Genomic DNA, 17968 nt, shown 5'->3' with positions numbered 1-17968 from the left:
TATGGTCTAATCGGCTTTCGTTTTTAATGCAATTCTTCAAACCCGTAGGCTTCTTCTTTCGTATTAAAGAAATAGTTATAGGCTTTGGAAGCCTCAACCGTAATTTCCTGTTTACTTGCACCGTAGGTCGTTGTAACGGAGCGGTAAAAGAAACCGGGACGAGTTTTTGAAAAAGACGATTCGACAATATGGGTTCCGGGAGTAACATAGAATCCGGTTGAAAGTTTTTCTCTAAAGTAGAACGGACGTTCCCCGTCGACACTGCTGACGGTTATCTGCTGAGCCGCACTCGCCAGATAACCGGTTACCGAACCGGTTTTACCGATATACACTTTTACCGCATCGGGATGTTCATTCAGCCAATTTGTAACGCGCTGTTTATCCTTCTTTGTTTTAAAGATTGCAAATGCAAAATACGCAAGCAGCCCTATCGGGATAAGGATAAAATAATAGATATGTGAAAAACTTGTATTACTCATGATGATGTCCATGTGTTTTCTCCTTTACGGTTGTCAATTTAGCCGGTTCATCAGTATTGTCCGTGTTGAGTTTGGTTACGGAATCTCTATTGATTCCCAAATCATCCAATAACTTTATAAACTGCGTAATACCAATTAATTCGCAGTCAATCAGTTCTTCATTTTCTCCCTGCCGGGTAAGATAGAGCGAACATTCCGTATCCCCGCCGGAACTAACGGTTCTTGCCCGTATCGCTGTAGCGGAAATCGAATAGGTATCGATTTTATTACCCTTTTTTATTGTCAATGTATCGCCGTCGGTTTCTATAACAATCATATTACCGATAATTACCAACCAAATATAGCCGACGAAAGTTGCTAACGCTATCAATAGCAACAATACGAAACTTTTAAGCCAAATTGATGCAATAAAAGTCACAAAGAGAGCGGCTCCCGCACCAAAAACAAGATTCACCAGTACTCTGTGCGGGCGTGTCTTATAGACATTGCTCATTTTTTCCTCCTATAAAACTTTCGGAATCGAAGGCACTATTATAATTGAGCCATTCACTTTGTCAACCCAGTCTAATTGCTGTTGCTATGATGATGACAATGCCGATGTACATATTGAAATTCCTTTCTATTCTATGGCATACTACGTTCCACAAGGAGGATACGATGGAATTTATACGCCAAGAAAATAGAATTTATGCGGAAAATGATGCCGGAAAAGTCATTGCCGAGGTTACATTTCCGCAGGAGAACAACTCGACGGTTTGCCTCGACCACACCTTTGTCGATAACTCTTTACGAGGGCAAGGCGTTGCCGGTAAACTTGTTAAAGAAGTCGTAGACTATGCTCAAAAGAACGGGAAGAAGATACGGCCTCAATGCTCGTATGCAGCCGATTGGTTCAATAAACATTCGGAATACGCCGATTTAGTTGCACATTAAAATCAACGGCACAAGAGAAAAAGCCGATAGGGGCTTTCGTTTTTTAGAGATTTCCAGGAGGCATCTATGAACATTGATAGAGATACGGCGATTGGATTACTCAATCAATATGTTACAACTGAGCATATCATTGCGCATTCATTTGCTGTTGAAGCTGTTATGCGCGCGCTCGCAAAACGGTTGTCGCCGGCGGATGAAGAACTGTGGGGGATTACAGGGTTGCTCCATGACTTGGATATGGACGTTTCCAACTGGCAGGAACACCCTGAACGGCACGGTCCCGTAACAGTTGAACTATTAAAAAAACAGAATTTCGGCTGCGAGGAAATGTACAGTGCTATTATCGCTCACAATCCCGATACGGGCGCCGTACCGCAAACGCTTTTTGAAAAAGCGCTCTATGCAGCCGACCCTATTACCGGTTTTATCACTGCCGTTACGCTTGTGTATCCCGATAAAAAAATTACAAGCGTTAAGGTTAAATCCATCATCAAGAAAATGAAGGCAACCGGATTTGCTGCCGGTGCCGACAGAGGCGCAATGATGTCAATAGAAAATATCGGAATACCGTTTCCGGAATTTGCGGAATTAGCACTTGCAGCGATGTGCGGTATCGCCGATAAGCTCGGACTTTAACATAGGTATGCGCTGCTCGCTTTTGTTGAAGCTTTTCAATCCTACAGACAGTAAGTCTATCTGATGTATATATTCTATGGCTAAGTTTAAACGGCAATCGAAATCTGTCCGCAAAGCGGAGATACAAGAAGCTGCAAAAAAAGTATTTTTAGAGAAAGGCTTCCGCTATACGACAATGGAAGATGTGGTTAAACACACGACGCTTTCCAAGGGGGGCGTATACCAATATTATAAAACGACAAAGGCAATCCTTTTTGATATTATGCAAAACGGAAACTATTTCCGGTATGAACGAACCGAAAAGATTGTGCGGGAATCGGCAGGAACCGAATCGCTTGCCGAGGTTATGACAGATGCTTGTATGGCGAAGCTCTTTGATGAAGTACCCGAAAAAAAACTCTACTTGATGTTTTTAGCGGAAATTCCTTATGACCGCGATTATGAAATGCTGTATTTTCAATTGGAAAAACAAGCTTTTGAACTATTTATAAAAACGTTACACTACCCGCCCCAACAAGAATTAGAAATTATGAATATCATCCGGCAGCAAGAATATTTTCTGCTTAAAATTTTTCACGGTATGATGGTGATGCATGAATTATTCAGCGATAAAGACGTGTTTAATCAAAATAAAGAAAAAATCCACACAATGATTCTTACCGCCATTCAAAGTTTTTTTAACCGGCATCAAGATTTGTTCAATTATTTCAATCGATGATGCGTTTGTCCTGAATAATGGAGTGATATATGCTATTAATTAATTTTATACTTGCAATGCTGCCGATTTTTTGGCTCATTATTTCTTTAAGCAAGCTCAAGATGACAAGTTGTAAGGCCTGCGGTATTGCGTTGCTTATAACGGCAATTTTAGCAGCGTTGTATTGGAAATTGCCGCCACTCCATATCTCATCCGCTATGTTCGAAGGAGTCGCCTATGCACTCTGGCCTATCTGTTTGATTATTGTTGCCGCTCTTTTTACATACAATTTAACGATACATACCGGCGCTATGGAAAAGATCAAAGGGATGCTGATCGGTATTTCCGATGATAAAAGAATACTGATGCTGATTATCGGCTGGGGGTTCGGTAATTTTATGGAAGGTATGGCAGGGTTCGGTACTGCGGTTGCTATTCCCGCATCGATTCTTGCCGGAATAGGGCTTAATCCCATCAATGCGGTAACGGCTTGTCTTGTTGCAAATACGACACCGACTGCGTTCGGCTCGGCAGGAGTGCCGACAGCGACGCTTGCATCCATCACAGGGTTGGACTTGCAGCAGCTTGCTGCAAATGCCGCGCTTATACAGGTTGTTCACGCCTTTCTTTCACCATTTCTTATAGTGGTAATCTGCGGCGGAGGAATAAAGGCATTAAAAGGTGTATGGCATGTTACGTTGGTAGCGTCGGTGTCGTTTGTTGTTCCCTATCTTCTTTTTGCACAGTTGTTAGGTCCCGAACTTCCGACTATTGTCGGTTCAATCTGTTCGATGCTCTGCGTAATCCTTTCAGCAAAATTCGGCAAAAAAAACGGTAATGGAGATTGTGACGCCGCAAAAATCGAATCGGAATATTCGGTACAAACTGCTGCGTCGGCTACAACAACACCGGCGGCTCATATCGGCTTTGCCGAAGGCATGAGAGCATGGGCGCCCTTTATGCTTATCTTTATATTGTTAATTCTTACCTCAAAGCTCTGTCCTCCCGTGCATAACGCCATCAAGAATTTCAAACATTCGTTCATGATTTATAAGGGAGAAGGTGGCAAGCCTCTCACGTTCAGCTGGATAAATACTCCGGGAGTGATGATATTCATTGCGGCTATCTGCGGTGGGCTTATTCAAAAGGCTTCGTTGTTCGAAATGGCTACCGTATTGGGCGCTACCCTAAAGAAATATTGGAGAACCTTTGTAACGATCTGCAGCGTTTTGGCAACTGCCAAGGTGATGATATATAGCGGAATGATCTCCGATATTGCACACTCTGCTGTTGTCGCAACCGGCCCCGTGTACCCCTTTGTTGCACCGCTTATCGGTGTATTGGGCGCGTTTGTAACAGGATCGGGCACCTCTACTAACGTCCTCTTCGGGAATTTGCAGCTGGAAACCGCCCTTTCGCTTAATCTGGATCCGTATTGGATTACTGCAGCAAATGTAATGGGAGCCGGTATCGGCAAGATGGTATGCCCGCAGAATATTGCAATCGGCGCAGGAGCTATCGGTATTACCGGTTCCGACAGCAAAATTCTCGCGGCGGTGTTTAAATATTTTATTACGTATGCACTGCTTGCCGGAGTAATCTGTTTTACCGGCTCGTTACTGATGTGAACCGCTGCATATTCCCATTGAGCAATTTTACTTAGAATATAACGCAACTCCGGGCAAGGGATCGGGCTGTGCAAAACGAATACATTTAAACGGATGGATATTAACCGCGTTTACATACCAGCCTTTAATGTCGCTTAAATCGATAACATTGATTGCAGGGACGTGAGAAAGCGGGATAATAACCGACGAATCTAACAGCAACTGCTCCGCTTTTGCAAGATATTCAAATCTTGTTTTACGATTTTGCTCCGCCGATGCTTTCTTGATAAAATTTTCGTAATCGGTATTATGCCAACCTGAATCATTTAAAGTTGAATCAGACCTGAATAATTCCAGAAAAGCGAGCGGATCTGCAAAGTCGCCAATCCACGAAATAACGGCTAAATGATAATCGTCCGTTTTTAACCGGTCATAGTATTCTTCAAAAGGAACGGTTGTGATTTCCGTTACAATTCCTATTTTTTCCCATGCGGTTTTCAACAATGCCGCCTGTTCGGTGTAGAATGCTGTTTCCGGCAGAAGAATTTTTACCGGTTTTGTCGTCTCTGATTGCAGCAGATTTTTTAAAAGCTTTTCCGCTTTTGCCGTATCCTGTTTATCAATACCCGGTACTGTCGGGTATCCCGTGAGAGGAAATACCAGCGTCTTAGCAGGAATTAAATAATCCTTGCGCAATTCGGTATAAGGGAGTGCAGCAAGTAGCGCTTCTCTGAGCGTTTGATTATTGCATGGCGCTGTATTTGTTTTAAAATAGAAGAATTCGGTTGCAAACATCGGCGTAATATGGATGGTATATGCCGCCGCTACTTTATTTAAATTGACTGACCCGCAAAGCCAGTGAACAGTTCCTTGATTAAATGCTTCCGTCATTTTATCGGCATCTTCATCTAAGAGTATGCTGATTGCAGGGAGTCGTACCGATTCGGAATCCCAATAAGTGGGATTTTTTATGAGACGGATTTTTTCGGCGGTAAAACTTTCTATTTTAAAAGGACCGCTCGCGATCGGTTTAAAAGCTTCGGAAGGCTTCACAAATGAACTCTTTCCCGCATAACGGGTTATCTCTTTGAGCTGTGAAGGATGTACTGCCGAAAATGCATGATGACAGAGTATATTGGCTAATTGCTCTGCCGGATATATAAGCGAGATTTTTAATGAAGTATCGGATTCCGCACATAAGCCGATAGCCGACATATCGGAACTTTTTCCGGTACGATATTCTTTTACTCCTTTAACGCAATCTAAAAGTGAGGCATAAGGTAAATCAAGCTTAGGGTTTAACAAATTGATAAATGAATCGCATACTACTTGAGCTGTAATAGGATCGCCGTTTTCAAATGTGAGTTTATCCCGCAGAGTAAACGTCCACGTTAAACCGTCTGCACTGATCTTCCAATCCTTTGCTAACCCGGCGACCGGCTGTAACGTATAAGGATCGTAAGTGCATAGTCCCTCATACAAACCGGTCAAGATTTGAGCCTCATTTGCATTATATGCAGCATGAGGATGCAAATTCGGAATACCGGTGGTAACCGAAACAATAAATTCGTTTTGAGGATACGTTTCACTTTCTGCGCATGCAACAAATGGAAATATACACAAAACAAAAAACAATACCAGATTTTTTTTATTCATGAATCAATCCAAGTTCTTTCATATTTAAATATTCTTCAACGCTCGCATTGTATTCCGCTCTGCATTGATTTGCTTTTATAACTGCGTTTCGAATTGTGGTCAATTCTATTTTTATCCCTTTCATTTTTGAGCGTAGTATAACGTCAGTGGATTTATAATAATCATCCAATCCGCCGAGGGTTTTTAAATATCCATTACATATAACGATGTATTTGTTTAAGAGTTCAAGTAATTGTTCATTGTTCATGCCGGTTAAACGCTGCTGTAAGTCGGAGGTACCCGATGCAAGAACTCTAAAAATACGAATTGTTTTTGCTAAATTATCAGTAAAATCTTCCAGTACGATTATTTCTTTTTTTTGCAAATTGCTGATAGGGTCTTTAATCAATATGGTAATTTCATGTTTTCTTTCTTCCATATTGAACGCACGTCTCAAAGCTTCTAAAAACTTGGTAAAAATCGTCGTACGCGATTTATATACTACTTCTTGATTAGCCATAAGTTTGGTGAGACAAGTGTCGAAATGATTACCGGTGGTGCCGAGGATGCGCAGTCCCGTTATAAGCACCGGCCGCATATTTTCTTGTTTATTGGTTTTTACATTTTCTTTTTGCGTTACATTCAAATGGCGCAATACTTCTTGTTGCAGATGTGCCGAATCGGAACCGTAATCTTCTTTAATGACTTCCATCACAAGCTCATGATAGAAGGGAAGTTTTTCATCATTTGCGGCAATAGTCTTTTTTAGAGTTTTTAATAATTTAATCGGGCTTACGATATCCGCTTGCGTAACCGTTAAATCGGGTGGTAAGTTTTTTCTGATTGTTAGCTTATATTCTTCACGGTGTAAACGGGCAAGTTGACGGAGTGTTTTATTGATCTCCGTGTCGAGCTTTGCAAGGTGTCCAAGTGAATCGCGTAAAAGTCCGCCGGTCAGCGTATCGGAGACGGAGTGGAGCGATTTACAAATCTCGGCAAGTGCACGAGTATTCGCAAGCGTTGAATTTTCGTTGAGCGCTGACCACTGGAAAGTTTTATTCAATGCGAGCATGGATGCAATACGCTGCGGCGTCAGGAATGAACAGTTAAATTGATAGGAGTTCGTTAAAAAATCGAGCATCGTTTGATACTGTGCCAATCTGGAACCGACGATAGCAGCTCGCTCACCGTCTGCAAAAGCTTCATTGCTGGGAACTTTTATTTCGGTCATACGGCTGTCGTATTTATACGGATCGTCATAGACCAAGCCCTTTTTCAATAAATTGCTGCGGAGAATTTTTACCACACTGCCGAGCGCTGCATAATTTTGCTGCAACTGAGGAAGTAAATGTTTGTTAAACTCTTCCCGTTGTATAGCTATGTGATGTTCTAACACTTCAGAAAAATTTTTCGTAGATTCCATATCACCATTATCGGCACTTTAAAAAAAATTTTTATAACAAACCTGTTCGGAAACTTCCGTTTCTGAACAGGTTACCTTGAAATGCGGTGCGTGAACTCGTAGACCTATTCGAAAACGAAAGTTTCAGAATAGGTTTATTACATACTGATCTTTCCCATTACGACAAACTTCTTTGCTCCCGTCGCAGACGGGACGTTATTCGGATTACCGCAGAGCGCTTCGTTTGCAAGTACGGCAAAGGCAGATGCTTCTTTTGAATCGCTGTTTTTACCGATATCCTCGTTGGTCAGCACGGAACATTGAGGCAACAGCCGCCGTAGATGCGCTAAAATAATGGGATTTCTGCTGCCGCCTCCACCGACTATCAGCTTTTGCGGTATCGGCAATCCGAATGTATTAAGCGAATACGCGATTGAATATGCAGTATAATAGGTTGCCGTCCTTACAATTGTTTCCGGCGGTAGCTGCAATGATGTACCTTTATCATACAACACTTGTATAAACGCTTCGGAATAATGTTCTCTACCGGTGGTCTTTGGCGGTTTTAATTGCAAATAAGGATCCGTTTTAAGAAAATCAAGCAATGCCGAATCAACGGCACCGGCAGCGGCACATTTGCCGTCTTCGTCATAGTTTTGCGTACCGCCGGTGATAAGCCGCATCAAGCCGTCTATCAGCATATTCCCCGGGCCGGTATCAAAGGCGATAATGCCGTCCATATCGGCATCGGCAGGCAAAAGCGTGATATTGCCGATACCGCCGATATTCTGCAAGGCGATTACCGTACCGGGTTCTCGATATAATAGATACTCGGTAAACGGAACAAGCGGCGCCCCTGCTCCGCCCGCCGCAACATCCCGAACGCGGAAATCGGCAACGGTAACGCATCCGGTTCTTTCTGCAATAACTGCCGCTTCGCCGATTTGCAGCGTGCTTTTAATATTCTTGCCAAAATAATATCGTTCATTCGGTGCATGAAAAACCGTATGTCCATGCGAACCGATAAAATCAACCGTACTTATATCGATCTTCGCCTTTTTGCATACGGCAAAGCAGGCGTCCGCAAACAGTTCCCCCAGATAAGCATTCATCGCGCTTAATTCTTCGCTGCCGCCAAAAGAACCGGAAGCAAGAACCAACAACCGCTGCCGTACTTCTTGCGGATAAGGCACGGTCAGAAATGCCCGCTCCGCAATACGCGTATCGACACCGCACCCGGTAATAGTCAGCAGCACCGCATCGATACCGTCAACAGACGTTCCGCTCATAAGCCCAATCGCCGTTTTTTCTTTTTTCCCGCTTATAAAATCCAACTGTTTCATATATTGTTCACGAAGGCAACCGCTCTTAAATATTTTAAGCGGCTGTATTCCTTTTGTGCAAAATTTCATAGGTATAAGGTGAGCGTCTACAATGACGCCGCTCACCTTAACCGTCAAGTTTTCTTTCGAAAACTTGCGTATTGATGTGTGCGCTTTTCGCGCACGAATGCAACAGTTTCCAAAATTCATATTTTGTTCAACTGTTGCATTTTAAGGAAATAAAATTTCGCACACTTTGTCTAAGTTACTCGCGGTCTTTTTGGAAAAATTTAAAAAACGGCTTTTTCTGTTTTTTTTCGGTATCCGTTTTTTGTATCAAATGCTTGACGTTTTCCATTACCTTGCTCACGATCGGCTGATCGGATAAATCAACCAAAAAGAATGACAAAGTACCGGTAGCAGAGAACACCGGCATACACACGATATGTGTATCTTGCTGTACGGCAGTATGCGTATGTGAAGCATTCTGAATTGCTTCTTTAATACTAATGGCAGGCGCAATGTCGGAAAGCGTGTCGCCTTGTTTACATCCCGTTTTCTCCTGCGCTTTAGCAGAAAAATTAAGGATGCTACCTGTCAGACTTACCACTAGAAGCGGACGGTCTATTATAAGCAGAAGTTCATCGACAAGGCCGTTTAAACCCGCAATCTTCAAACTTTTTTGTGCGGTAATTTGATACGCATCGCTAAGCGCTTCCTGCAACGTAACACCTAAGTTTCCCAATTTTTTTGCACGAGAATCCGACAATACGCCGTTCAGCTGGATAGCCTTTGCAACCATTAAAAAGTCGTTCTCTTTTCTTTTTGCATATACGAGCATTGTTATCAATAAACAAAGTTCAATCCCCGCACCGATAAACCCGAAAAACAATACGAACTCCGAATCACTTTTAAGTGAACTCTGCATTCCGACTTTATATCCCCAAATTGCAGTTGCTAAAATAAGTGCAAACGAAAAAAATACCGCACCGATCAGTTTCTTTTTTCCGATAATAATCATAGAGACATTCCTACCTATAGGATATTTTAGATATTTCTAAATTCCGCAATCTTTTCAAGACTGCCAAACACAAAGAGTTTATCGCCTGTTTGTAATTCAAGATTGTCATCAGGTTCATACATCGCTTCGCGGTTCAAAGGATTGCCAACCGTATCGATATCAAGCTCAAGCCGGACAATCGTAATTAAGGTTAGATTGAATTTTTCTTTGATCGCAACCTGCGACAGTGTTTTTCCAATAAAAAACTTCGGTACTTTTACTTCACAGATTCCATATCCTTCGACAACGGAAAGCGAATTAAGCGCTTCAGGGTTAATCAATTCATTCGCGATACGGGAGGCAGATTCTTCTTCAATCTTTAATACTCTACTAGCTCCAACCCGCTTCAACACAATCGCATGTAACGGAGAAACCGCCCGTGCTACAATATAGGGAATTTCCCGCTCTTTCAGTAACGTTGTGGTTAAGATGCTTGCTTCCTTATTATCACCGATTGCAACAATGGCAACATCGATATCGTCGAGCGGAGCCTTTCTGAGTGCGTTTTCGTCGGTAGTGTCGATCACCATTGCCGCCGGAACAATTTTTTTTACCCGATCGACAGCCTGCGCATCATGATCAAATGCAACAACCGAACCGCCTCCCTCAGCAAGCATTTCACAAATTCGAATACCGAATTCACCTAATCCGATAACCGCAAAATTTTGTTGTACATCCATCGTATTCTCCTTTTAGAGATTCCCTCTACATCAATGGCGCAATAGCTTTAAGAACAATGCCGGAAGCTTTAACCGTCCATTTTTCATTCCGGACTGTTTCGGCCGTTACTGCACGGCACTGTTTTAATACGGATTGATAATCCGTTTCAATATCTTCAATACAGTCGACACCGTATAAATACGTAGCGCATTCAAAATGATGATATAAACTTCGGTAATCCAAATTGATGGTACCGACAACGGCTTCTCGATCATCACATACAAAAACTTTCGCATGAACAAAGCCCGGCGTATATTCGTAAATCTTCACTCCCGAAGCCAACAATGAAGCGTAATGCGTTTTTGCCAATGAATATGGAGCTTTTTTATCGGGTATGCCCGGTAGAATAAGCATAACATCCACACCGCGCTCCGCAGCAAACTTCAACATCGTTTCCATTTCTCCGTCTAAGATAAGATAGGGCGACATAATATGCACATATCGGTGCGCTCTGTTGAGGATATCCATATACACACATTCGCCGACTTTGTTTTCATCGGTGGGACCATCTCCGAAAGGAATAACAAAACCGGCTGCGGAAACCGGCAAGGCTTTGACAGGAACTTCCAAATACTCATTAAAATTCCATTCTTTTTCGTGCAGGCTCCACAGCTGCAAAAACATCAATGTAAAACTCTTAACTGCGGCGCCCTGCAGCATAACGGCAGCATCCTTCCAATATCCGTATTTATTAACAACGTTGATATACTCATCCGCTAAATTAACGCCGCCGTTAAACGCAACCTGACCGTCAATAACCAGAATTTTACGGTGATCTCGATAATTATAGCGCGTTGAAAGAAAAGGGGTAAGCCGCCCGAATATCTTACATTTAATACCCAACTTTTTCAGGCGCTCAGGATAGTCATGCGTCAATGTAGAAAATTCGCAGGTTCCATCGTACATAATTCGAACATCTACACCCTCTTTTGCCTTTTCTGCTAATATTTCCAAAACGCTTCCCCACATCACACCTTCTTCTATAATAAAATATTCCAAAAAAATAAAATGCTTTGCCTGTTTCAGTTGAATAAGCAGTTCTTTCCATTTAGCTTTTCCTGAAGGAAAATACGTTACTTCAGTTTGATTAAAAACCGGATGACACCCTGTATGACGCATATAATGAGCGAGCGCCGCCACGCCCTTATCTTGTACCGACAGCGCCTCTACAACCTGCGGATCTTGCGGAATACTATCGTGAGTCAGCGCAAGAAGATTATTCAGACGCTTCCGTGCAAGACGATTTCCAAGATCACTTTGGGTATACCAAAACAATAAAGCTCCGAATGCCGGAAGCAGCATAATGATAACCAGCCATGTAATCTTTGCGGTAGGGTCGATATCCGAATTGAGTAAATACAACACCATCGAAACGATGAATAAAGACTGCACGAAAGAATAGTAAGGAAATATTTCTTTAAACCGATACGGAATGCTGAATAAAATATATGCCTGTAAGCCCAATAAGACAAGGAACACTCCTAAACGGCTAAACAAAGCGCGTACAAGCCCCTTGTGTCCTTTTTTGAGTAAATATAAATATTTACGTTTCCGCTGTTTCTTTTCTTTCGTATTACCCTCACTTATGGAAATGTTTTAAATGCGCTCCCCTAGCCAATCGAAATAGCGCCGTACGGATATTCTACGGTGTCGCTGTGTTCTTTTTTTCCGGCAGCGGTGAGAATGGTAAGCGGCCCTACCCTGCCGATGAACATAAGAAAGATCAGTATTAGTTTACCGGCAATACTGAATTGTGCTGTTATGCCGGTAGAAAGCCCAACCGTTGCAAAGGCGGAAACCGTTTCAAACGCCATCGGTAAAAACGGAAGCGATTCGGTTACCGTCAATACGAATATGGCAGCAGAGACAATCGTCAGACCAAATCCTAAAATGAGAAACGCCTTTTTTACCTGCTCATCGGGTATCGACATTTTTTTAATAACCACCGTCTTATCGTTTTTCAGGAATGAGCGAAAAAAAGCAAAGACCACCGCAACGGTGTTCAACTTAATACCGCCTGCCGTGCTGCCCGAAGCGCCTCCTACAAACATCACGAAGATCATCATCAGTAGTGTTGCATTGGTCAGCGAAGCAAAGGATACTGTTGAAAAGCCCGCAGTCCGCAATGTAACCGCCTGAAAGAAAGCGCCGAGATATTGTTCGCCAAGTGAAAAATCCTTCATGGCATGGGTATACTCCAACAGATAAAACGCTGCAAAAGAGATAAACAGCGCCCCTGCCGTCATTGCAAGCACGATCTGCGTATTGAGCGGAAGAAAGAACGGGATTTTTTTCTTTCTGATCGCATTGTGCGCTTCGGTTCTTATTTTACGTACCGTATCGTACATGACTGCAAAACCGATACCTCCGAGGATAATTGTAAAGCTGATTGTTAAACTGATTATAGGATCGCCGGTAAAGGATTCAAGATTGTTTGAAAAAAGCGCAAAACCGGCATTACAAAATGCCGATACCGCATGGAACGCTGCAAAACCGAGCGTTTCGACAGACACCCCCATGGTACGAGAAAATCCGAGGTATAAAAATCCGGCGCTAACTGCTTCAACCAAAAATGTAGAACCCACAATGACGCGAAGCGCTTTAAACAATCCCGACATATCATCTTCGCTGACCATATACGAAACGGTCAGCTTTTCAGCAATGGATAATTTACGTCTAAACGCAAGCATCCCGAAAAACGAAAACACCATAATACCGAGTCCGCCAATCTGAATAAGCGCCATAAGGATAATCTTGCCGACCGTTGTTAATTCCGTTGCAATATTGATAACGCTCAAACCGGTAACGCACACTGCAGAAGTTGCAGTAAATAAGGCGGACAAAAAATCAAGATGGTTGGCGCCGGGGGTTGCGGCGGGCAGCATCAGTAAAAAGGCGCCGGTGATGATAACCATGAAAAACGAAATAAGCAACGTTCCGGCAGGGTTCAGCATCACCCGTTCTGTTCCACCCGCACTGTCCGCCGTATTTTTGATGATTTTACCGAACAAGAAAATATTTTTTACGAGTGCAAATATCAAAATCAGTTCCGGCGACGTAGGAATAAAACCGATCTTTATTTTAAAGAAAATAAAAACCGCGCAAAAAAGAAGTGTTGTCAAACACAGTATTGCATGTTTTTGAAAATACTGCTGAAAGTATTTTTCCTGCCTCATCGGCAAAAACGTTTCTGCAATAATAAGAAGCAAGATCACGGCATCGAGTGTGTGGATAACGATAGTAGCGGCAAGGGAAGCATAGAACTGCTGCAAAAAAAGCACCGCTAAACTGAGTATAAAGGCAACGCCTGAAAGATTTGCACGGAGCTTTGTTCCAATAGTATTCATATCAGTCCAATCCTCTTTTCTATTTTCATATCTTGAGTATCGATAGCTCAACGCTTTTAATATTTAGCAGCTATTCCGTTATTTTATCTCCCAATCCATATAACGTCAACGTGTGTGTATATTCGGACACGGAAATCAATTTTTACCTAAGATATGCAGAAGTTGATATGGATATAACAGAGATTTGAACATTAAGGCTGTCAAAGCAATTTTTGATTTTGTCTCTTGCTTGTACATCCTCATTATGTTAAGCTCCGAGCTTTCTGACCATATTTAAATTCTGTTGCGCCGTCTTTGTTTGAATCCTGCAACCGTCTGCCCCGAAAAGCACATCTAAAAGCCAGTGCATTGTTTCAACCGACCATTCCTGACGGGCATGATGAAGCAGTTCCTTTGCACTGAGATTTCTGCTGGAAATATAATAATGCCATTGTTCAGATTTTCCGTTCTTATCTTCAAATTGTGTACAGACCGCTCCGATACATTTAAGAGCCGTCCATTGCTTTCCACCGGGTTGCCATGATACATCATCCGTCGTAAATGCTGTTCTTATTTCCTTTCTGCCATGCCCTCTTTCACTGGTTTGAGCACTATCCATTTTTGTGCGCAAGGCTGCGGTCCGTACATAGTCCTCTATATCACTCTTAAGTGTCGGTTGATTGTCCTTTGCACACAGAAGATAGTCTGCTTTTTTCTCAATAACAGCCTGTGCCGTGTCAATCTGGCAGTTTAAGGCATCGCTACGACCATATACCCTTCAATTTCGAGTGATTTAATAAGGTTCTGCATAGCCGGTATTTCATTTGATTTGCCTGCTACCGTTTCTTGAGCAACAGTCATCTTGAGTTCGCTGATATGGGCACTGACGATGTGTATCGGCTCTTCGTATATATCCATTTTCTCCGTTGAACGAATTTCCTTGCCGTCTACAGAAAGCGTCAGCGATGTATTCATTGTGCTTTCTTTTTTTTCCTTTGCTTCTTTCTGTATTCTTTCAAATACACGAGGCGCAATTTCCTTTTCAAAAATTGATTTCTGTGTACAACATCGTTTAGGCTTGACATTCTCTGCAAAAACCTTATAGTAAATAGATATGCGGTACAAAGTAAATGCAATTAGGTCTCGGGTACTTGACAAAAATAATAATGCTTCAATAATTTACGCACTTACGCACTTACGCACTTACGCACTTACGCACTTACGCACTTACGCACTTACGCACTTACGCACTTACGCACTTACGCACTTACGCACTTACGCACTTACGCACTGCTCTGCCTCGTTTTATGTGCCCCTCTTTATGCGCAGGAAATACCGCTCTGGGTTTTAAGCAAAGACGTATACTTTCCTTCTGACATCTATCTCAGCGCGCTCGGCGTAGGAGATACCAACCAAGCATCGCGCGAAGATGCAATCTCACAACTCACCCTCTATTTTGATTCAACAATAACCGTAAACAACACAACAAATGCTTCCATAAAAGAAACGCGCGATTCCGTAGACAAAACGCGGAGTCTTTCATCCGAAATTTCCGTTTTTTCGGAAGCTGAATTGCCGCCGCTTTCATTCACGGAAGCATTCTTCCATGCAAAGAACGGAAAATGGTATACGTGCGCCTATATCGATAAAAAAGAAGCGGCAAAAATGTATGCGGCGGAACTGCAAAACGGTATTAAAAATGTTCAACTTACGCTCAAAAATCTCCAAACATCATCTTCCTTTACGAAATTTGTCGATCTTTCAAAAACGCTCAAAGAGCTGAATGCGTTGCAAAAGACGGCGGAAAAATTAACCGTTTTGGATTTTGCAAACGGTGAAAGACTGCACTCTTCAATTATTACGCTGAAAAATGACTGTATAACACAAAGACAAGCGTTAAAGGAACGGATGAAATTTTCTATTCGGATTGAAAATGATTGTGATGATGCCGTTACAATCGCTTTGCAGGAAATCCTTGAAAACGAAGGTTTTATCTACGACCCCGACGGCGCATTGTGCCTTAGCGGAAGTATTAAAACCGCTATAACCGAGAACGATGCCGGTGTTTTTGTAACGCCCCGTTTATCGCTTAACATTATCGATACAAAAAACGGCGGAAAATCGCTCGCGTCTTATGCAAAAGCATATAAAAGATGGGGGCATATTCATTTGGAAGGCGCGAAGAAAAAAGCCTTTGTTGAAGTTGAAAAAGATCTGCGTGCGCATTTTATGGAAATTTTTCGGTAATTGTAATTGCAATGAAGGGTAAGAATTTTCAAAGAGGCATCCGCAGTTTTTTATAAGGATGAGCTCTAAAAACTTCTATTTTTAGAGATGACCTTAGATTATTTACTTGTTCTTATGGAGGAAAAAAATGAGTAAAAATTTTGTCAAAACGGTTTTGGTGTTATCGGCAGGTTTAATGTTGATAGCAGGATGTGCTTCTACAGGCGCGGCAACGACACAAAATGTGCTACCTCAGGCTTCCGGTAATGCACGCAATCTTAAGTTTGAAATTATCGATTGGCAAGGCGCTTCTTTCGGAGCGGAAATTCCCGAATGGGCGCAAATTGTTCTAACGGATAAGGAACAGCTTGACCGCATCGCAGCAGCGCCCACGTATAAAGATTTAGCGGTACGGACGGCTTCGGCGCAAGGTAAGGATATTGACCTGTTAAAACGGTGGGTCCAAAACGACATTGCCGCAGCGGTTACCCGTGAAATTGCGCAAACAATTACGGTTAAATCCGGCCAAGGAATGAGCGGAAATAAGGACAACGATAAAGACGCGCAAAAATTACTGCAGGATGTGATGGGTGTTTTTTCGTCCGTTACTTTAAACGGGCTGGAAAAAAGCCGCGAGTTTTGGGTCGGACGGCGCGACAAAGCGACTGGGAAGGAAAGTTATGAATATGTTGCCGTGTATGTTATCAATAAAGAAGATTTACAACTGCAAATAGACCGCGCACTGGGTAAGGTCGCCGCAAAAACCGAAAAAGAGAAGGCGATGTTAACCGATATTAAAGCTGCAATACAAAACTCTGTTGATAAAGTTCAGCATATCGATTTCGGCGAACAATAAAAAAGGAAGGGGAAGTATACTATGAAAAAATTAATTATTTTTATCAGTCTGCTTTTGTGTGCCGGTTTTGCCTTTGCCGCAGATGTGCAGACTGCATTAAAAGAAACGGCGGAACAGTTTTCCGCATCGCTTAAACCGAAAAGCGTTGTTGCGATTATCGGTATCCATTCCGAAAGCCCGGTATTGAGCGACTTTATGCTTGATGAACTGACACTGCGGTTAGTGCAGCTTAAAAAGCTCACCATTGCCGACCGTGCAAACTTGGAAGCGATAAAGAAAGAGATGAGTTTTCAGCTTTCGGGAGAAGTCGGCGATGAGTCCATTCAACAGTTAGGCGCTAAGATCGGCGCGGAAACGGTTATACAAGGTACGCTAAAACAACTGGGCAAAAGCGCTCGGTATACGTTGACCATCCGCGCACTAGACGTTACAACAGCCGCCGTTACCGATATGTACCGCGCAAATGTGGAGCTGAATGAAATTGAAGCGGAGATGTTGGGAGTAAAAGCGGTAAAAAAAGCACCAACGCAATACAGCGTAGCAAGTGTCGGATTCCAAAACCTGTTATTCGGACTCGGTTCATATAGAACCGGTCACCCCGGCGACGGCGCGGTATTGACTGTCGGACATCTTGTCGGATGGTCATTCCTCTTTGCAGGGCTGGGAGTACTTTTGGATGATAATGGATCGCCGCCCGATCCTCCCGATCGGGATCATTTTGGTTCAACAGATAGCTATAATCGGGCGTTCAGGGATTATGAGGATGATCTCAATAGGCGTAATCGAATAATGGCTGACAAGGCTGCTACCGGACTTGGGCTTATGATATCAGGCGTACTCATAGAAGTAGGGTCCATTATTTACGGCTTTGTTATGCCGGCGGTGCATCTTAAACGTGCACGCGCGAACGCAATCGCTGCCAATGACACCGGCTTTAAGTTTAATCTTGCCTATACTTCGTCGGGGGACATAGCGCCGCAGCTTTCGTATAAAATCAGGTATTAGACCTGTTTGATAACTGTGTTGCCGAACAGGTTGGTGGATTGATAAATATCGTTTTTGCCGATAA

General features: G+C 42.8%; 18 protein-coding genes. 7 read left to right on the top strand and 11 right to left on the bottom strand.

Features of this window, described 5'->3' with window-relative positions:
- Positions 1-23: 23 nt before the first annotated feature.
- Complete coding sequence (locus tag ABK01_RS06390) at positions 24-491, bottom strand: hypothetical protein (RefSeq protein WP_253674989.1); 468 nt, start codon at positions 489-491, stop codon at positions 24-26.
- Positions 472-972 carry a Got1/Sft2-like family vesicle transport protein gene (locus ABK01_RS06385; protein ID WP_253674988.1) on the bottom strand — a complete coding sequence of 167 codons (501 nt, stop codon included), beginning with the start codon at positions 970-972 and terminating at the stop codon, positions 472-474. The genes ABK01_RS06390 and ABK01_RS06385 overlap by 20 nt, the downstream gene beginning before the upstream one ends.
- Positions 973-1136: 164 nt before the next feature.
- Between ABK01_RS06385 and ABK01_RS06380 the strand changes: the two genes are divergently transcribed.
- From ABK01_RS06380 to ABK01_RS06365, 4 genes are all read left to right on the top strand, one after another.
- Entirely contained in the window at positions 1137-1412 is a 276-nt protein-coding gene (locus ABK01_RS06380; protein WP_212564895.1) for a GNAT family N-acetyltransferase, read from the top strand.
- A 66-nt stretch (positions 1413-1478) separates the two neighbouring features.
- A complete protein-coding gene (locus tag ABK01_RS06375; protein WP_253674987.1) occupies positions 1479-2048 on the top strand; it encodes an HD domain-containing protein in 570 nt (189 codons plus the stop codon).
- Between the two features lie 76 nt (positions 2049-2124).
- Positions 2125-2766 (top strand): TetR/AcrR family transcriptional regulator, encoded by a 642-nt coding sequence (locus ABK01_RS06370; protein WP_253674986.1) that lies wholly within the window; start codon positions 2125-2127, stop codon positions 2764-2766.
- Between the two features lie 29 nt (positions 2767-2795).
- Positions 2796-4373, top strand: coding sequence for an L-lactate permease (locus ABK01_RS06365; RefSeq protein WP_253674985.1), 1578 nt, complete (start codon positions 2796-2798; stop codon positions 4371-4373).
- 27 nt (positions 4374-4400) lie between these two features.
- Here the strand turns inward: ABK01_RS06365 and ABK01_RS06360 are convergent, their stop codons facing one another.
- From ABK01_RS06360 to ABK01_RS06320, 9 genes are all read right to left on the bottom strand, one after another.
- The gene (locus tag ABK01_RS06360; RefSeq protein ID WP_212564899.1) at positions 4401-6008 is read right to left on the bottom strand and encodes a peptide ABC transporter substrate-binding protein; all 1608 of its coding nucleotides are present in this window, start codon (positions 6006-6008) and stop codon (positions 4401-4403) included.
- Entirely contained in the window at positions 6001-7410 is a 1410-nt protein-coding gene (locus ABK01_RS06355) for a TP0584 family protein (protein ID WP_212564900.1), read from the bottom strand. Before ABK01_RS06355 ends, ABK01_RS06360 begins: the two co-directional genes overlap by 8 nt.
- Before the next feature lie 137 nt (positions 7411-7547).
- Positions 7548-8732: an anhydro-N-acetylmuramic acid kinase gene (locus ABK01_RS06350; RefSeq protein WP_253674984.1), complete on the bottom strand. Its 1185-nt coding sequence runs from the start codon at positions 8730-8732 to the stop codon at positions 7548-7550.
- A gap of 244 nt (positions 8733-8976) precedes the next feature.
- Positions 8977-9732 (bottom strand): hypothetical protein, encoded by a 756-nt coding sequence (locus ABK01_RS06345; protein ID WP_253674983.1) that lies wholly within the window; start codon positions 9730-9732, stop codon positions 8977-8979.
- A 26-nt stretch (positions 9733-9758) separates the two neighbouring features.
- Positions 9759-10451, bottom strand: a complete 693-nt coding sequence (locus ABK01_RS06340) for a potassium channel family protein (RefSeq protein WP_253674982.1) — start codon at positions 10449-10451, stop codon at positions 9759-9761.
- Between the two features lie 25 nt (positions 10452-10476).
- Positions 10477-11988, bottom strand: coding sequence for a cardiolipin synthase (cls, locus tag ABK01_RS06335; protein ID WP_253674981.1), 1512 nt, complete (start codon positions 11986-11988; stop codon positions 10477-10479).
- Between the two features lie 113 nt (positions 11989-12101).
- The gene (locus ABK01_RS06330; RefSeq protein ID WP_253674980.1) at positions 12102-13838 is read right to left on the bottom strand and encodes a TrkH family potassium uptake protein; all 1737 of its coding nucleotides are present in this window, start codon (positions 13836-13838) and stop codon (positions 12102-12104) included.
- Between the two features lie 247 nt (positions 13839-14085).
- Positions 14086-14538 carry an ISAs1 family transposase gene (locus ABK01_RS06325; RefSeq protein WP_253676593.1) on the bottom strand — a complete coding sequence of 151 codons (453 nt, stop codon included), beginning with the start codon at positions 14536-14538 and terminating at the stop codon, positions 14086-14088.
- A gap of 29 nt (positions 14539-14567) precedes the next feature.
- Entirely contained in the window at positions 14568-14792 is a 225-nt protein-coding gene (locus ABK01_RS06320) for a hypothetical protein (RefSeq protein WP_253674979.1), read from the bottom strand.
- Between the two features lie 597 nt (positions 14793-15389).
- Between ABK01_RS06320 and ABK01_RS06315 the strand changes: the two genes are divergently transcribed.
- The 3 genes from ABK01_RS06315 to ABK01_RS06305 all read left to right on the top strand — a co-directional run bounded on the left by ABK01_RS06315 (position 15390) and on the right by ABK01_RS06305 (position 17904).
- On the top strand, positions 15390-16064 hold the full coding sequence (locus ABK01_RS06315) for a hypothetical protein (RefSeq protein WP_253674978.1): 675 nt from the start codon (positions 15390-15392) through the stop codon (positions 16062-16064).
- Between the two features lie 127 nt (positions 16065-16191).
- Positions 16192-16899 carry a hypothetical protein gene (locus tag ABK01_RS06310; RefSeq protein WP_253674977.1) on the top strand — a complete coding sequence of 236 codons (708 nt, stop codon included), beginning with the start codon at positions 16192-16194 and terminating at the stop codon, positions 16897-16899.
- 21 nt (positions 16900-16920) lie between these two features.
- Complete coding sequence (locus ABK01_RS06305) at positions 16921-17904, top strand: CsgG/HfaB family protein (protein ID WP_253674976.1); 984 nt, start codon at positions 16921-16923, stop codon at positions 17902-17904.
- Positions 17905-17968 lie beyond the last annotated feature (64 nt).

Origin of the sequence: Treponema sp. OMZ 305, from assembly GCF_024181325.1 — a bacterium.
Lineage (GTDB): Bacteria > Spirochaetota > Spirochaetia > Treponematales > Treponemataceae > Treponema.
This window is presented reverse-complemented; position numbering and strand designations above follow the sequence as displayed.

What these genes read in the sequence shown, in the direction of transcription:
- ABK01_RS06320 (WP_253674979.1), bottom strand. Translation starts at nt 14,792, where the DNA reads ATGAATACATCGCTGACGCTTTCTGTAGACGGCAAGGAAATTCGTTCA.
- ABK01_RS06385 (WP_253674988.1), bottom strand. Translation starts at nt 972, where the DNA reads ATGAGCAATGTCTATAAGACACGCCCGCACAGAGTACTGGTGAATCTT.
- ABK01_RS06330 (WP_253674980.1), bottom strand. Translation starts at nt 13,838, where the DNA reads ATGAATACTATTGGAACAAAGCTCCGTGCAAATCTTTCAGGCGTTGCC.
- ABK01_RS06375 (WP_253674987.1), top strand. Translation starts at nt 1,479, where the DNA reads ATGAACATTGATAGAGATACGGCGATTGGATTACTCAATCAATATGTT.
- ABK01_RS06380 (WP_212564895.1), top strand. Translation starts at nt 1,137, where the DNA reads ATGGAATTTATACGCCAAGAAAATAGAATTTATGCGGAAAATGATGCC.
- ABK01_RS06370 (WP_253674986.1), top strand. Translation starts at nt 2,125, where the DNA reads ATGGCTAAGTTTAAACGGCAATCGAAATCTGTCCGCAAAGCGGAGATA.
- ABK01_RS06390 (WP_253674989.1), bottom strand. Translation starts at nt 491, where the DNA reads ATGGACATCATCATGAGTAATACAAGTTTTTCACATATCTATTATTTT.
- ABK01_RS06310 (WP_253674977.1), top strand. Translation starts at nt 16,192, where the DNA reads ATGAGTAAAAATTTTGTCAAAACGGTTTTGGTGTTATCGGCAGGTTTA.
- ABK01_RS06355 (WP_212564900.1), bottom strand. Translation starts at nt 7,410, where the DNA reads ATGGAATCTACGAAAAATTTTTCTGAAGTGTTAGAACATCACATAGCT.
- ABK01_RS06365 (WP_253674985.1), top strand. Translation starts at nt 2,796, where the DNA reads ATGCTATTAATTAATTTTATACTTGCAATGCTGCCGATTTTTTGGCTC.
- ABK01_RS06350 (WP_253674984.1), bottom strand. Translation starts at nt 8,732, where the DNA reads ATGAAACAGTTGGATTTTATAAGCGGGAAAAAAGAAAAAACGGCGATT.
- ABK01_RS06305 (WP_253674976.1), top strand. Translation starts at nt 16,921, where the DNA reads ATGAAAAAATTAATTATTTTTATCAGTCTGCTTTTGTGTGCCGGTTTT.
- ABK01_RS06340 (WP_253674982.1), bottom strand. Translation starts at nt 10,451, where the DNA reads ATGGATGTACAACAAAATTTTGCGGTTATCGGATTAGGTGAATTCGGT.
- ABK01_RS06345 (WP_253674983.1), bottom strand. Translation starts at nt 9,732, where the DNA reads ATGATTATTATCGGAAAAAAGAAACTGATCGGTGCGGTATTTTTTTCG.
- ABK01_RS06360 (WP_212564899.1), bottom strand. Translation starts at nt 6,008, where the DNA reads ATGAATAAAAAAAATCTGGTATTGTTTTTTGTTTTGTGTATATTTCCA.